The 13,833-nt window shown below is 61.6% G+C and carries 16 protein-coding genes; 9 read left to right on the top strand and 7 right to left on the bottom strand.

All coding sequences use genetic code 11. The features are described from left to right. Entirely contained in the window at nucleotides 1-402 is a 402-nt protein-coding gene (locus ACQ4WY_RS26355; RefSeq protein WP_436506630.1) for a hypothetical protein, read from the top strand. Beyond that, entirely contained in the window at nucleotides 399-626 is a 228-nt protein-coding gene (locus ACQ4WY_RS26360) for a hypothetical protein (protein ID WP_083293074.1), read from the top strand. The genes ACQ4WY_RS26355 and ACQ4WY_RS26360 overlap by 4 nt, the downstream gene beginning before the upstream one ends. Nucleotides 627-745: 119 nt before the next feature. On the opposite strand, the gene ACQ4WY_RS26365 is transcribed toward ACQ4WY_RS26360, so the two are convergent. Continuing rightward, nucleotides 746-1,669: a transposase gene (locus ACQ4WY_RS26365; RefSeq protein ID WP_436506631.1), complete on the bottom strand. Its 924-nt coding sequence runs from the start codon at nucleotides 1,667-1,669 to the stop codon at nucleotides 746-748. A gap of 86 nt (nucleotides 1,670-1,755) precedes the next feature. On the opposite strand from ACQ4WY_RS26365, the gene ACQ4WY_RS26370 reads away from it, so the two are divergent. After that, complete coding sequence (locus ACQ4WY_RS26370; protein ID WP_436506632.1) at nucleotides 1,756-2,103, top strand: hypothetical protein; 348 nt, start codon at nucleotides 1,756-1,758, stop codon at nucleotides 2,101-2,103. 121 nt (nucleotides 2,104-2,224) lie between these two features. Here the strand turns inward: ACQ4WY_RS26370 and ACQ4WY_RS26375 are convergent, their stop codons facing one another. Beyond that, nucleotides 2,225-2,758: an ankyrin repeat domain-containing protein gene (locus ACQ4WY_RS26375; protein ID WP_436506633.1), complete on the bottom strand. Its 534-nt coding sequence runs from the start codon at nucleotides 2,756-2,758 to the stop codon at nucleotides 2,225-2,227. Nucleotides 2,759-3,115: 357 nt separating this feature from the next. On the opposite strand from ACQ4WY_RS26375, the gene ACQ4WY_RS26380 reads away from it, so the two are divergent. After that, complete coding sequence (locus tag ACQ4WY_RS26380; protein ID WP_215409092.1) at nucleotides 3,116-3,484, top strand: cupin domain-containing protein; 369 nt, start codon at nucleotides 3,116-3,118, stop codon at nucleotides 3,482-3,484. Nucleotides 3,485-3,514: 30 nt separating this feature from the next. Here ACQ4WY_RS26380 and ACQ4WY_RS26385 read toward each other — a convergent pair whose 3' ends face one another. Then, the gene (locus ACQ4WY_RS26385) at nucleotides 3,515-4,714 is read right to left on the bottom strand and encodes a YbfB/YjiJ family MFS transporter (protein WP_436506634.1); all 1,200 of its coding nucleotides are present in this window, start codon (nucleotides 4,712-4,714) and stop codon (nucleotides 3,515-3,517) included. A gap of 311 nt (nucleotides 4,715-5,025) precedes the next feature. Here ACQ4WY_RS26385 and ACQ4WY_RS26390 point away from each other — a divergent pair, with 311 nt between their 5' ends. From ACQ4WY_RS26390 to ACQ4WY_RS26400, 3 genes are read left to right on the top strand one after another with little or no spacing between them, the layout of a single operon-like run. After that, the gene (locus ACQ4WY_RS26390) at nucleotides 5,026-5,700 is read left to right on the top strand and encodes a CsgG/HfaB family protein (protein ID WP_071077629.1); all 675 of its coding nucleotides are present in this window, start codon (nucleotides 5,026-5,028) and stop codon (nucleotides 5,698-5,700) included. Nucleotides 5,701-5,708: 8 nt separating this feature from the next. Continuing rightward, complete coding sequence (locus ACQ4WY_RS26395) at nucleotides 5,709-6,077, top strand: DUF4810 domain-containing protein (protein ID WP_436506635.1); 369 nt, start codon at nucleotides 5,709-5,711, stop codon at nucleotides 6,075-6,077. Then, a complete protein-coding gene (locus tag ACQ4WY_RS26400; RefSeq protein WP_436506636.1) occupies nucleotides 6,074-6,736 on the top strand; it encodes a DUF799 domain-containing protein in 663 nt (220 codons plus the stop codon). The genes ACQ4WY_RS26395 and ACQ4WY_RS26400 overlap by 4 nt, the downstream gene beginning before the upstream one ends. 123 nt (nucleotides 6,737-6,859) lie before the next feature. Here the strand turns inward: ACQ4WY_RS26400 and ACQ4WY_RS26405 are convergent, their stop codons facing one another. Both ACQ4WY_RS26405 and ACQ4WY_RS26410 read right to left on the bottom strand, forming a co-directional pair. After that, a complete protein-coding gene (locus tag ACQ4WY_RS26405; RefSeq protein WP_436506637.1) occupies nucleotides 6,860-7,963 on the bottom strand; it encodes a tryptophan 7-halogenase in 1,104 nt (367 codons plus the stop codon). Further along, entirely contained in the window at nucleotides 7,960-9,825 is a 1,866-nt protein-coding gene (locus ACQ4WY_RS26410) for a LodA/GoxA family CTQ-dependent oxidase (protein WP_436506638.1), read from the bottom strand. The genes ACQ4WY_RS26405 and ACQ4WY_RS26410 overlap by 4 nt, the downstream gene beginning before the upstream one ends. 187 nt (nucleotides 9,826-10,012) lie before the next feature. On the opposite strand from ACQ4WY_RS26410, the gene ACQ4WY_RS26415 reads away from it, so the two are divergent. Continuing rightward, nucleotides 10,013-10,678, top strand: a complete 666-nt coding sequence (locus ACQ4WY_RS26415; RefSeq protein WP_353657526.1) for a response regulator transcription factor — start codon at nucleotides 10,013-10,015, stop codon at nucleotides 10,676-10,678. Continuing rightward, complete coding sequence (locus ACQ4WY_RS26420; protein ID WP_436506639.1) at nucleotides 10,672-11,982, top strand: ATP-binding protein; 1,311 nt, start codon at nucleotides 10,672-10,674, stop codon at nucleotides 11,980-11,982. The genes ACQ4WY_RS26415 and ACQ4WY_RS26420 overlap by 7 nt, the downstream gene beginning before the upstream one ends. Nucleotides 11,983-12,041: 59 nt before the next feature. Here ACQ4WY_RS26420 and ACQ4WY_RS26425 read toward each other — a convergent pair whose 3' ends face one another. Next, entirely contained in the window at nucleotides 12,042-12,680 is a 639-nt protein-coding gene (locus ACQ4WY_RS26425; RefSeq protein WP_436506640.1) for an NAD(P)H-dependent oxidoreductase, read from the bottom strand. A 121-nt stretch (nucleotides 12,681-12,801) separates the two neighbouring features. Beyond that, nucleotides 12,802-13,800, bottom strand: a complete 999-nt coding sequence (locus ACQ4WY_RS26430; RefSeq protein WP_436506641.1) for an aldo/keto reductase — start codon at nucleotides 13,798-13,800, stop codon at nucleotides 12,802-12,804. Between the last annotated feature and the right edge of the window lie 33 nt (nucleotides 13,801-13,833).

The raw sequence follows: 13,833 nt of genomic DNA on the forward strand, positions 1-13,833 counted from the left end.
ATGAGTATCTATTACATAACAATTGCATCGCCGGGAGTTGCTGAGGAGCGCTGCGAAATTGAGTTTACGCGAGATGCGTCAATTACCCTTATTGTTAAGAGCCAGCGATTCGGGATAATGTCGTTTGTAGATGATAATTGGTTTGGCGCCTTATTAAAATTTCGCCTGCGAATTGAGCCGGATGGTTATCTTTTGCTTTGCAACGCTGCTCGAAAGGACGCGTACCCATCCCGGATGATGCTGCAAATGGGCGGAGGGCGGAGGATCTACATATTAAGCTTTGGGCTTCAAGCCAGCGACGAAGGTCTGGTAAATGTTCTTGATATGGCAACTATTGATCAGGTAGGCACTGTGGAAGAGCAGCGCATTGGTTACGAGAATTGGCTTAGGAGTTTGAAATGAAAAATAGCGAACTAGAGCATGAAATTACAGCGGACGTAGTGAAGGCCGCACTTGAAAATCCTAACGGCTGGGTCTACAAGATTGAAGGCTCATTTGGGCCGACGGAATATGTTCCTCCGGAAGCCGTTGTTGGGGCGTGGAAAGTTGATGAGGGTGGAAAATTGACAGGAGAATTTGTACCTAACCACAATTACAAACCAACTCTGCCCAAGTCAGAAAAATAAGTTTCCGTCCAGGGTGAAATTCAAACGCGGTTTGGCATGGCGCGGGTTAGGCCGGCGTCAGACCTGACGACAGAGGCATGGGCCGGGGTCAGGTCCGCCATTTGTACACGATCTCAGCTTTAGTCATCTCTATTTGCGGCAAGTTGCGCTGTATTAAATGCCGATACGGCCCGACTGACTGTCTTGCTCGAGACGTGAAAAGCGGCGGCGATGTGGGACATGGTAAAAGCGGTAGACAGATAAGCGCGTGCCATTGCCTCGTCTCTGTCGCTATAGCGGACCTGATATTGCGCGAGTGACAGTGTGACCGCGCGGCGCTGCTGCCTTGGCGTATCTTTGAATGCATCGGAACGCTGCGATTGCTGATGTGCCGAAACGAAGGCGTCATCGCCCAGAAGCATCTGGTGGCAAGTATGGATGAGCGGACTAGTTTCGCCTATCCCGGCCGCGACAAACCGAGAGTAGTTGGCGACCGCCTCGTCGCGCGTGGCGCCAAACTGGCTCAAGAGCCAGTCACGCGTCAACCAGCATGGAGGCATTGCATCGTCCAAAACGTAGTGATGGCTGCTCCAGTACCAGTCGTCGGGTGATGTCACCATGTGCGCCCGGACTGGATTCAAGACGATGTAGCGGGCCAATTCCAGCAGATAGTTTTCTTTCTGCACCAAGATGGCTTTGTAGCGGCCTTGCAATGCGTGCCCGACACGCTTATGGCGTCGATTGAAATGCTGGGTATAAATGCCATTGAGTTGGCGCATGCCCTGCGACAGATTCGCCTCGACTGTTTCAACGAGCAGATGATAATGATTGCTCATCTGGCAGAAACTGTGCACGACAAAATGATGCCGTTCACACACAAGTTCCAATACTTCTTGCCAAGCAAGGCGATCGGCATCGTCCCGATAAATTGCGCCCCGCCGGTCGCCCCGCGAAGTAACGTGGTAGAGGGCACCGGCGAACTCAAGTCGTAGTGGTCGTGTCATGCGGTAGACGATACCTGAGCTATGTGCATTGGCGCTGAGATTGCGCAGAGGTTTGCACATTGATATGGCTGAGGTCGTGTCGGAATGGCGGACCTGACCCCGCCTCGGTGTACTGGCTGCTTTAAATTTAATATCAAAGGATGAAAATGGAATTGAAGAATATTGAAATATCTAAGGAAATTGGACAATGTTTATATAATGTCGCTCCAGAGGATGCAAAAATAATTCTGATGATTGCGGCCCTTTCTCCCGAAGGTGATGTCAGTCAGTTTGAATTTTATTCGAACAACGGAGTTAATGAGAGCGAGTTTTCCATCGGTGATTCGGATACGATGAAACTCCATTACTTGGCTACCGCACATCAGAAATTCATGGTTGCTAATAATCAGCCTGCATGGACACGTTGCGAATTTACGGTAAATGTTGAAGCCAGTAAATTTTCTATGGAACTGGGTTATGAGGAGAATTCATTTAGAGATGGTTCGTTGCGATAATCGATAGGTGACTTTTCATCGGCATGGTGAGGTTTCGTTGAAATGGCGAAGCCTCATTCCGTCCGTGAAATTGTTACTGATCCTGGGTGCCGCAACAACGGGGCACCTCAAGCCGCCGTACTCAGGCCGTCTGCCCCAAGCTGACCAAGCGGCCCAGGGTTTCCTGCGCATTCATGCTCTTGGCCAGTGAAACGGCGGTCATGCCGCGGCTGTCCACGGCATCGATGCGGGCGCCGTGTTGCAGCAGCAGGTCGAGGATGGCCAGGCGGTTGAACATGGCGGCCATCATCAAGGGGGTCTTGCCATCCGGGCTGCTGCCTTCCACATTGGCGCCGTGCTGGAGCAGCAGTTCGGCGATGTCCAGGTAACCCTTGTAGGCCACGCCTGCCAGCGGCGTCTGGCCCTGGTCGTTGGGGACGTTGGCGTCGGCGCCCGCTGCGAGCAGCAGGCGTGACGTTTCCAGGTGGCCATGGTAGCTGGCCAGCATGATCAGGCTGTCTCCTTTTTCGTTGCGGAAGTTCACTGGCACGCCCTGGGTAACCATGGCGCCCAGTTGCTGCGTGTCGCCTTCGCGTACCAGGGCGAACAGGCTCTGGATGAATTCCAAGGTTTCGGCATCCATCGTTGCCGGGATTTTTCGTGCATCGGTGTTCATCGTGTACTTTCGCGAAGGTGGGCTATGCCTGTAGTCTACTATGCGGCGCCGAACGTCACTGCATGGTGCATGTTTATTTTTCGTGAAGTTGAAATCGGTGGCGTAGGTTGAAATGGAATAGGTTTATGTAATGAAATTCATGCTGAAGTATTTGTCAGGAAGTTTCAATTGTATGAGTTTGAATTTTTGGTACTCTGCTTGTAAATTTTCATTATTAAACTATATTGGAAAATGCATGTTATTTTTATATTGTGGTCGATTGTGGGCGCAGTGTATTGGAATATGTACTATTTCCAGATTTACTATTTCGATTCGGAAATTTAATACTCCCAGAAATTCAAAAAGGAGGGGCGGGTCATGAGTGCGATGTTAGAAAAGAAATCCTTGGATAAGCCGGACGAAGTCCGCCCATTCAAGGATGGAGCAGGCCGGATGGCTGTCTTTACGCTTGGCGAACAGACCATGGGGCGCGGCGAATTTGAGCCTGGCTGGCGCTGGAGTCTGCACGTCAAACCGATTGCAGGAACCGATTCGTGCCAGGCCGCTCATACCGGCATGGTCCTTGAGGGACGGATGGTGGTAAGGATGAATGATGGCGCCGAAATGGAATATGGCCCGGGTGACGTCTTCTATATGCCACCGGGGCACGACGCCTGGGTGGTTGGAAACCAGCGTTGTGTCCTGTTCGATGTCACCGGCGTCGCAAAGTATGCCAAACCGCAATAAGCGGGGCCAATGCATGTGCGAGACAGTCGCTTACGCGCCCGCCGTCAGCGCTTTTTGTCGCGAAGCCAGCGCCGCGCCGATGAAGAGGGCGATGGCAGAGGCGATCAAACCCCGTTCCAGGCCGGCGGGGCCGTCTGCGATCCAGCCGACCACGATGGGGCCGACGATCTGGCCCAGCGCGAATACCGTCGTGTAGGCGCTGATGCCTGCCGTCCAGGATTGCTGCGGCAGGTTATGCCGCACCAGGGCCGTGGTCGACGCCACTACCGACAGGAATACGGCGCCGAAGACCAGTCCGGAGAGGAATACGACGGGGACAAAGCTCGTCAGCGCGGGCAGGATGGTGACCACGCCCAGCACGCCATTTAATATCGCCAGCGATTCGCCGCCCCTGTAGCGGTCCAGCATGCGCGCCCAGATGCGCGACGACGCCACCACCGCCAGGCCCAATAAAGTGTAGAACACGGTGATCAAGGTGGCGCTCATGCCTTGCTGCTTGAGCAGGGCGATGACGAAGGTCATGTAGCCGATGTAGCCGACGCCGAACATGAAGTAGCCGGCCAGGCTGGGGGTAAAGTCGCGCCAGGCGAAGCGCCGCGGCGTGTCGAGGGCGCGCGGCGCTTCGCCGATCGCTTTCGCCGGCAAGGCCATGACGGCGGTAGCGAACAGACAGGCGATGCCGAGTGCCAGCCATGGCCACTGCCAGGCATGCGCGGCGCCGTGCTCCTGGGCGGACGTCAATGCGGCCGGCACCAGCAGGGCCGACAATGCAATGCCGAAGCCCGTGCCGCCGTAATACAGTCCGATGTAGAAGCCGGCGCGCTGGCTATGCATGGAACCGAGCCGCGCCGCCAGCACGCCGCCAGCGATGAACATGAAGGCGCTGGCCACGCCCGCGCACACGCGCTGCAGGAACAGGGTGGTCGTGTCGCTGACCAGGCCCGACATCAGCATGAAGATGCTGGCCAGCACGGAACCGATGATCAGCAAGCGCCACACGCCCAGGCGGCGCATCAGGGCCGGCGTGGCCAGGGCGCCGAGAAAATAGCCGAGCGCATTGAAGGTGTTCATGGCCCCGGCCAGCAGGTAGGACCAGGCCAGGTCGGCGCGCATGGGCGGCAGCAGCAAGCCGTAGGAAAAGCGCGACAGGCCGAGGGCGACGGCCGCGCCCAGCGAGAGCGCCAGCGCCGTGGCCAGCGGATGGGCCGGGGAATGATCGTGTGTCGGCATGGCCTTGGGACCCGTCTATGTGAAAAGCGTGGCGTTGGCGCCGGTGTTGGAAAAGCCGGCGGGCGAGGTCTGTGAGGGACAGTGGCATAGGGCGCTGACTACACGCTTTTTTACTACTAAGTTAATGAATCGGACCTGGGAAGTCAAGCAGGGCCGCGCCTGTACAGGTCGGGCAATCATGCAATCCTTGCCATCGTTACTTTTGGAGAGAATTGTGAGACATGCAATGCCATATAATTGCAATTAGGAAATTAACTTGCCAAAAATCAATTTCGCAGGTTGCTCCTGATCCTCCACATCATAAGGGCACTATGAACAAGAATAAACCCGGCGCGTTGTTGATTGCAGCGCTGATTGGCGCGGCGTTGGCTGGTTGCGCTTCCGAATCGTCGCAAGCCCTGGCTGTCCCCACGGTCGCCAGTGCAGCCCGTCCCTACGTTGGTCCACGCACCCTGATCGCTGTCGGCAAGTTCGACAACCGCTCGAACTTCATGCGCGGCATCTTTTCCGATGGCGTCGACCGCCTGGGCAGCCAGTCGAAAACGATTTTGATTGCGCACCTGCAGACCTCCAACCGTTTCAACGTTCTCGACCGCGACAACATGGCCGAGCTCAAGCAAGAAGCCGAGTTCAAGAAGCAGGGCCAGAATATCAAGGGCGCCGATTTCGTCGTCACGGGCGACGTGACCGAATTCGGCCGCAAGGAAGTGGGCGACAAGCAATTGTTCGGCATCATGGGCCGCGGCAAGACGCAAGTGGCATATGCCAAGGTCACCTTGAATGTTGTCAATATCGCTACATCGGAAGTCGTGTACTCGGCCGGCGGCGCGGGCGAATACAGCCTGTCGAACCGTGAAGTGCTGGGCTTTGGCGGCACCGCCAGCTATGACGCCACCCTCAACGGCAAAGTCCTGGACCTGGCCATGCGCGAAGCGGTCGAGCGCCTGGTGGCTGGCGTCGAAGCGGGCGCACTGCGCAAACAATAAGGTATCCCATGAAAACAATGATGAACAAGGGCGCAGCCCTGCTGGGCCTGCTCGCCTGTGCCGCCCTGACCGGTTGCGCCACGCAATCGAAGACCCTGTACCAATGGGAAGGCTACCAGCCGCAAGTGTACGAATACCTGAAGGGTGAAAGCCCCGAGCAGCAGATCGCCGCCATGGAAAAAGACCTGCAAGTGATCGGTGCGAAGGGCAATCATGCGCCGCCGGGCTACCACGCCCACCTGGGCATGCTGTACTCGATCGCGGGCAAGCCGGAGCAGGTCGCCGCGCAGTTCGAAGACGAGAAAAAACTGTTTCCGGAATCGACGCCGTATATGGATTTCCTGTTGGGTAAATTGAAAAAAGGCGAAAAATTATGATGTCGCGCATGTTGAAAATGGCCCTGTGCCTGGGTCCCGCCATCTTCATGGTCGGTTGCGCCACCAAGCAGGCGGCATACGATTACACCGCCTTCAAGGCGGCCAAGCCCCGTTCGATCGTGGTCTTGCCACCGTTGAACAACTCGCCGGAAGTCAATGCCGGCAACAGCGTCTACGCGCAAGTGACCTATCCGCTGGCCGAAGCGGGCTATTACGTGCTGCCGGTGGCCGTGGTCGGTGAAACCTTCAAGCAGAACGGCTTGACGAACGCCGCCGATATTCACGGTGTCGATGCGAAAAAGCTCAACGAGATCTTTGGCGCCGATGCGGGCCTGTACGTGACGATCTCCAAGTACGGCACGACCTACGCCGTGATCGACAGCGTGACGGTGGTGTCGGTTGACGCCAAGCTGGTCGACCTGAAGACGGGCGCCTTGCTGTGGAAGGGTGCGGCCAGCGCGTCTAGCAACGAAGGCAATAACAGCGGTGGCGGCGGGCTGGTCGGCATGCTGGTGACGGCGGCAGTCAAGCAGATCATCAACACCAGCACCGATGCGAGCCATCCGCTGGCTGGCACGGCGAACGCGCGCATGCTGTCGGCCGGCGTGCCGAATGGCTTGCTGTACGGCCCCCGTTCGGAACGCTACCTGGCGCAGTAATCGTCTGGCTACACCCGTACAGGCCCTGCATTTTGTCAGGGCCTGTTGTTTATTGGCCAGCGCCACACAAGCTGCATGGCATGTTTTGCAGCATCGCGCGTCCCCGGCTGCAGAACCGCAGGATTAGGCTTGCTGCCGCGCCTGCATGCGCCGGCTCCAGAACGGCGCCGATGGCCAGCGCGTTTCCTGGCCGTAGCAGTATGCCAAATGGCGTTCGTACGCCGCGCCGATGGCTGACAATTCCCCATTGTAGTGTTGGTAGGCTTGCAGCTCTCCCTGCAGCGTTCGGTCGGCGGCCTCGGCCGCAGCCAGGCCCGTGTACAGGGCGTTGAAGATGCCTTGCGACGACAGCGGGTCGAAGCTCAGGGCGGCGTCGCCGACGGCGAACCAGCCTGGGCCGGCGCCGGCGTCCAGGGTGGCCGTATGCGCGGGCGTGGCCAGGGCTTGTGTATTGGCTGTGTAGTCTTGCTGTTCCAGCAATTCCCGCGTGGCGGGCAGGCGGCGCGCCGCCGCTTCCAGCCAGCCGGCATCGCGCAATGCGTTGCTGTCGAGCAAGTCCGCATCCGTATGCAGGGCCAGCACGCGGCGCTGGCCGGGCAGGGGGGCGCTGTACCACCAGCCGTCTTCGCAGGCTTCGATGTGGGCAAAGCCCCGCGCGGATGGCGTCTTCTCATGTCCGTATTGCCACACTGAAACCAGCCGGTCGCTGCGCTGGCGCCGCGCTCCGACTCTGCGGGCCAGCCGGGCGCTGCGTCCCGTGGCATCGATGACGATGCGCGCCGCCGCGTCGCAGGGGCCATGCTGCGTTTCCAGCCGTACTCTCCAGCCGCCGTCCTCCGGCGTGATGCCTGCGACACTGGCCGAGGCCAGCAAGGCGGCGCCACGCCGGCGCGCCTCGTCGCGCAGCCACAGGTCGAAGGTGCCGCGCGCCAGATGCCAGCCGTGGCCATCGGGATCGCTGAGGAAGTGGTGCTCTGTCCAAGCGCCATTCCACCAGGCGCGGTTGCCGTGGTAGGGCGCATGGCCCTGCTGCAGGAAGGCGTCAAGCAAGTCCATGTCCTGCAGCAGGCGCGCGGCAGCCGGCGGCAGCGATTCGCCGATGCGCGCCAGCGGGGCGGCCAGCCGGTCGACCAGCAAGACCCGGTGCCGCCCCGCCAGGTTCAGGGCGGCCGTGGCGCCGGCCGGACCTGCACCGACGATGAGCACGTCGGCCTGCAGCACGGTCACAAGCGGTGCCGTTGCAGATGGCGCGCTTTTTCCGTGCCTTCCAGGTCGACGTCGACGAACTCGTCCGGTATGGCCGCCGCAGCACGCAGTTGGTGCTTGCCGGCTATCGGCTGCGGCAGGTTTTCCACCTGCAGGAATGTCGGGAAGCCGGTCACGTCGGTAGGCCCGGGGCGTACTTCCACCACGCCCACTTGCGCCAGGTCGGCGATCATGTTGTTGATCTGTTCTTCATAGCTGATGTTGCCCAGCGGACGTATCCACGCGGCGCGCCGGGCGAAGGCGGCCAGGCGGTCGTCGGTGGGGGCTTCGCGGTTCATCACCGTGTCGTAGGCGAGCTTGCTCATCACCTGGTTGGGCACGCGCGCGGGCCAGAACGTGGGCACGTAGGGGTCGTAGTCGGACTGGTAGCCGGAGCGGCAGCTGGCCGTGTCCGTTTGCCATGGCACGGCCATCCAACGCGTCACGCCGCCGGCGATCTGCGCCGAGCAGGGGCTGCCGATATTGTCCGGCGTCAAGACGGCGCCGTAATCGGGCTCCACCCAGCCTGGCGGCCGGTGCGCCAGGCGGAACGGCGCGCTGTACATACTGGCCTGGCGCATGGGCCAGGTCATTTCGCAGCCGGGGTGGAAAGCGTCGGCCAGGCAGAATTCCATCGCGGCGCGCAGCAGGGTGTCCGGTTGCTGCGCCAGGTCCACGTTGGCCAGGCTTTGCGGTGGCACTTTGCCGGGCGCGTAGTCGTCCGTGAATTCGCCGGCCGCCCATTGCTTGAGGAAGCGCAATTGCAGATTGCTCAGCGCGCAATTCTGGCGCGGCGTGTCTGCCGGCGGAATGGCCATCGCGTCGCCATACAGCCACGGCCACGGCGATGGTGCCCAGGCGTCGCGCTCGAACTGGCGGAACTGGTTATAGATGACGTTGCGCCACTCCTTGCGGTTTTCGGACGGGCTGGCCAGGCGCGCCATCCATTCGTCGCGGCTGAACGGCGTGCTGCCATCCCAGCCGAAGGCGGCCGCGAAGCCGGCATTGACCCATTGCAGGTTGGACAGGCGCTCGAATATGGGACGGATATCGTCCTGGAATGAGGGGACGGCAGGCGCGGCAAGTTTGCCTTCGGAAACAAACAAGTCGCGCATCAAGTCCCACATGGTGCGCACCGACTTTTGCTGCGGCGCGTAGTCGGGCGGCGCGACCACCACCCAGGCCATGTCGACTGGCAAGGCCTGGCCCTGGTAGTGGACTTTGGCGCAGACTGGGCCGTCGGCCGTGTCGTCATGCCAGCCTTCGTTGTTGGCAAAGGTAATGGCGCGCGCGCCATTCCACGAGGCCGACTTGCCATGGCCGCCCAGCACGATCAGCCGTCCCATGGCATCCGTGCGCAATTCGCCCAAGTAGACGGGCGTGCCCATGAAGCGGCCGCTGTCGAAGGCGACGGCAGGCTGTTCGCGGCCGCTGATCTTCCGCTCCCCCGGCGTGATGGATAATTGCGCGCGGTCGGTGACGGCCATGTTGCGCAGGAACGAGGGCTGGGTGACATTCGCCTCGGGAATGTCGAGCGCGATCTGGAACTGGTACCACGCCGCCTTCGTGTTGGCCAGGGTGACGGACCATTCGATGTCGGCATTGCTGGCGTTCAATTCGGCCACCGCGACGCCGGCGGCATTCAAGCCGTAGATGCGAAAGCCGGCCGCTTGGCGCTTGATGGCCCCGGACGCATCGCGGTAATACCCGGCCGGCCGCGCCGCCGGTTCCGGCACTTCCGGTCCCAGAAAGTACTCGCTGGGGCTGTTGCCCACGCGGGCAATGCCGATGGGCGGATAAATCGCCGCCTTGACGATGACGGTATCTTGGGTGGAACTTGACATGGCATGCCTTTCCAGGTGGCGTGGAGGGAAGGAAAATATACCGTATAAAAAACGCGTCAAATGCGCACATAGTCACCGCATCGTGAATTCCTGCGATGGGTGCCGGACACATGCTGCGGCGGTGGCAAGGCCAGCTTTCTCCAGCCACGTTAAGATAGCGGTATTTTCAAGATTGCGAGAGGTCCTGGTGCGCGTGTTGCTGGTGGAAGACGATCCGATGATCGGGGAAAGCCTGGTCGAGGGCTTGCGCGGCGAGTGCTATGCCGTGGACTGGGTGCGCGATGGCCATGATGCGGAGCTGGCGCTGGCCGGTTTCGCCTACGATTTGATGCTGCTGGACCTGGGCTTGCCCGGCAAGGAGGGCATGGACGTGCTGCGCGCCATGCGTGCGCGGGGCGCCGAGCTGCCCGTGCTGATCATCACGGCGCGCGACGGCACGCCGGCCCGCGTGGAAGGCCTCGACAGCGGCGCTGACGATTACCTGGTCAAGCCGTTTGACCTCGATGAGCTGCTGGCGCGCATCCGCGCGCTGCTGCGCCGCCGGGTCAGTCGTTCGCGCTCCGTCATCGAGCATGGCGCGCTGATCCTGGACCTGGCCAGCCACGACGTCACGTTCGAGGGGGAGCTGATCAAGCTGCCGCCGCGCGAGTTTTCCGTGCTGCGCGCCTTGCTCGACGATCCGGGCAAGGTGGTGTCGAAGCGCCAGCTGAGCGAGAAGCTGTACGGCTGGGATTGCGAAGTGGAAAGCAATACCGTCGACGTGTACGTGTACCAACTGCGCAAGAAGCTGGGCGCGGACTGTATCCAGACCGTGCGCGGCGTGGGCTACAAGATGCGGCTGGCGCCATGCTGACCATCCGCCGCCAGTTGCTGCTCGGTTTGCTGGCAGCCACCTTGCTGTGCGTGCTTGGCGCCGGCATTTCGCTGTTCCGCTCGCTGCTGGAAGAAACCAATGAACTGGCCGATCTGCAGCTGCGCCAGCTGGCCGTGGCCTTGCCTGACGAGTTCGAGCCGCAGGCGGGCCTGGCCGCCGCGCAAGATCCGGAAGAAGCGTTCGTGCTGCAGGCGTGGGATGAGGACGGGCAGCCATTGCCCGTCCTGCAGGGCCAGCCAGCATTGCCGCGCTATGCGCTGGCCGGCTTTGCCGATGTCGTGCTGCAGGGCGAGGACTGGCGCCTGTACGGCGAGACGCGGCGCGGCCGCTACGTGCAGGTGGCGCAGGCGCAGGCCGTGCGCGACCAGCTGGCCTGGCAGATGACCATGCGGGCCGGCGCACCCCTGCTGGTGTTCGCGCTGATCCTGGCGCTGCTGATCGTCGCCGTGGTAGGGCGCGCGCTGGCGCCGCTGCACCGGCTGGCCGAATCGGTGGCGGGCCGTTCGCCGGACGCCCTGACGCCGCTGGCGGCCGACGACATGCCGCCCGAACTGCGGCCCGTGGCGCTGGCGTTGAATAGCTTGATGAGGCAGTTCGAGGCGGCGCTGACGGCGCAGCGCACCTTTGTTGCCGATGCCGCGCATGAATTGCGTTCGCCGCTGACGGCGCTGAAACTGCAGCTGCAGGTGGCCGAGCGCGCCGGCAGCGAGGAAGAACGCCGCGTGGCGCTGGCGCGGCTGCATGAACGGCTGGACCGCAGCACGCACCTGGTGCGGCAACTGCTCAGCCTGGCGCGCCATGAAACGGCGCTGGCGGCCAGCCAGTTGCACACGGTGGACCTGGGACAATTGCTGGAAGCGGCCGTGGCCGACCACAGCGCGCTGGCCGACAGCCGAGAGATCGACCTGGGCGTGGTGGAAGCGCCGCCGGCCAGGGTGCTGGTGCAGGCCGATCCCGACGGCTTGCAAGTATTGCTGAATAACCTGATCGACAACGCCTTGCGCTACACGCAGCAGGGCGGCAGGGTCGACTTGCAGGCGGCGGTGGTAGAGGGCAGGCCCTTGCTGCGCGTGTCCGACAACGGCCCCGGCGTGCCGCATCAGCACCATGCACGCCTGTTCGACCGCTTCTTCCGTCCCGACGGCAACGACGCCTGGGGCTGCGGCCTGGGCCTGTCCATCGTGCGCCATATCGCCGAGCACCACCAGGCCGACATCGCGCTGGCCGAAGGGGAGGCGGGACGGGGCTTGCAAGTGACTGTGCGCTTTCCGCAAGCGGCCTGAACGGGCAAAAAAAACGGATGCCGGTGAGGGCATCCGCTTTTCAATCACAGGCGAGGCGCTTACGCCAGCTCGGTGATGAACTGCTCGCGCGCAGGGCGCACTTTTTTCAGGTCCACCAGCCAGTCGCCTTCGTCGGCGCGGTAGCCGAGCGGCAGCATGACGACGGAACGCAGGCCTTTTTCGCGCAGGTTCAGGATTTCATCGACCTTGGCCGGATCAAAACCTTCCATTGGCGTCGAATCGACTTTTTCCTGCGCCGCGGCGATCAGGGCCGTGCCCACGCCGATATACGCCTGGCGTGCCGCGTGCTGGTAGTTGGTTTCCGCATCGCGCTGCGGATACGTGGCCAGGATCTGCTGGCGGTACGCTTCCCAGCCTTCATTCTTGAAGCCGCGCACGGTGTTGACCAGGTCAAACATCTTGTTGATGCGATCGACCGTGTAGTTATCCCAGGCGGCAAACACCAGCAGGTGCGAGGCGTCCGTCACTTGCGACTGGTTCCACGCATGCGGCTTGATCTGTTCGCGCAGGGCCGGATTCGTCACGACGAAGACTTCGTAAGGATGCAGCCCGCTGGAGCTGGCCGTCAGGCGCACGGCTTCCAGGATGCGCTCGACCTTGTCTTGCGGCACCGTTTTCGTCGGGTCCATCTTCTTGGTGGCGTAGCGCCACTGCAGTGTTTCGAGCAAATCGGACATGTAAATCCCTTTCATAATGAATAGTTCAGATTGGAAATGATAGCGGATTCCGGCATTTCAAGTGCAAGTGGCCAAAGAACCTGTATTGCTTACTCAAGTTAGCGCAGCCAGGCACGGTTGTCTACAGGCTAACCATGGCAAGTTCTACCTCTGGGTAGCGCGCGCCCTGCACGCTGGCGGGCGCGATGGCGGCGCCGATGGCGGCCAGCTCCGTTTCGCTCAGCCTGATCTGCGCTGCGGCGACATTCTCTTCCAGGTGCGCCAGGCTGCGAGCGCCGGGAATCGGCACGATGCCGTCGCCTTGCGCCAGCAGCCAGGCCAGGGCCAGCTGCGCGGCCGTGGCGCCGCGCGCCGCCGCCAGACGTTGCAACTCGGCAACGAGATGCCCGTTGGCCGCCATCGCCTGCGGCTGGAAACGGGGCAGGCTGTGGCGGTAATCATCGGGCGCCAGTGCGGCGCTGGACGTAAGCCGGCCCGTCAGGAAGCCCCGGCCCAGCGGGCTGTAGGGCACGAAACCGACACGCAGGGCGCGACAGGCGGGCAGCACTTCGGCTTCCACGTCGCGGCTCCACAGCGAGTATTCGGATTGCACCGCCGCAATCGGATGCACAGCGTGCGCGCGGCGCAGGGTGGCGGCCGACACTTCCGACAGCCCCAGGTGGCGCACCTTGCCGGCGCGCACCAGATCGGCCATGGCGCCCACGACGTCCTCGATGGGCACTGCGGGGTCCACGCGATGCTGGTACAGCAAGTCGATGCACTCGATACCGAGCCTGGACAGCGACCCTTCCACGGCCCGGACGATGTGCTCGGGGCGGCTGTCCACGCCCGCCATGCGTTCCACGCCCTGGCCATGGGGCAAGATATTGAAACCGAACTTGGTGGCGATGTGGACCTTGCCGCGCAGCTGCTTCAAGGCGCGCCCCACCAGTTCCTCGTTGGCGTAGGGACCGTAGACTTCCGCCGTATCGATCAGGGTCACGCCCAGTTCCACGGCGCGGTGCAGCACGCGCAGCGATGCCGCCTCGTCCGCGCCGCCGTAGGCAAAGCTCATGCCCATGCAGCCCAGGCCGATGGGAGCGACGCGCAAGCCGGACTTGCCCAGTGTTCTGTGTTCCATTGTCATTCCTCTCCAAAAAAAGATGCTAGGAGT

This window comes from Janthinobacterium salmonicoloratum (assembly GCF_051380845.1).
Lineage (GTDB): Bacteria > Pseudomonadota > Gammaproteobacteria > Burkholderiales > Burkholderiaceae_D > Janthinobacterium > Janthinobacterium lividum_F.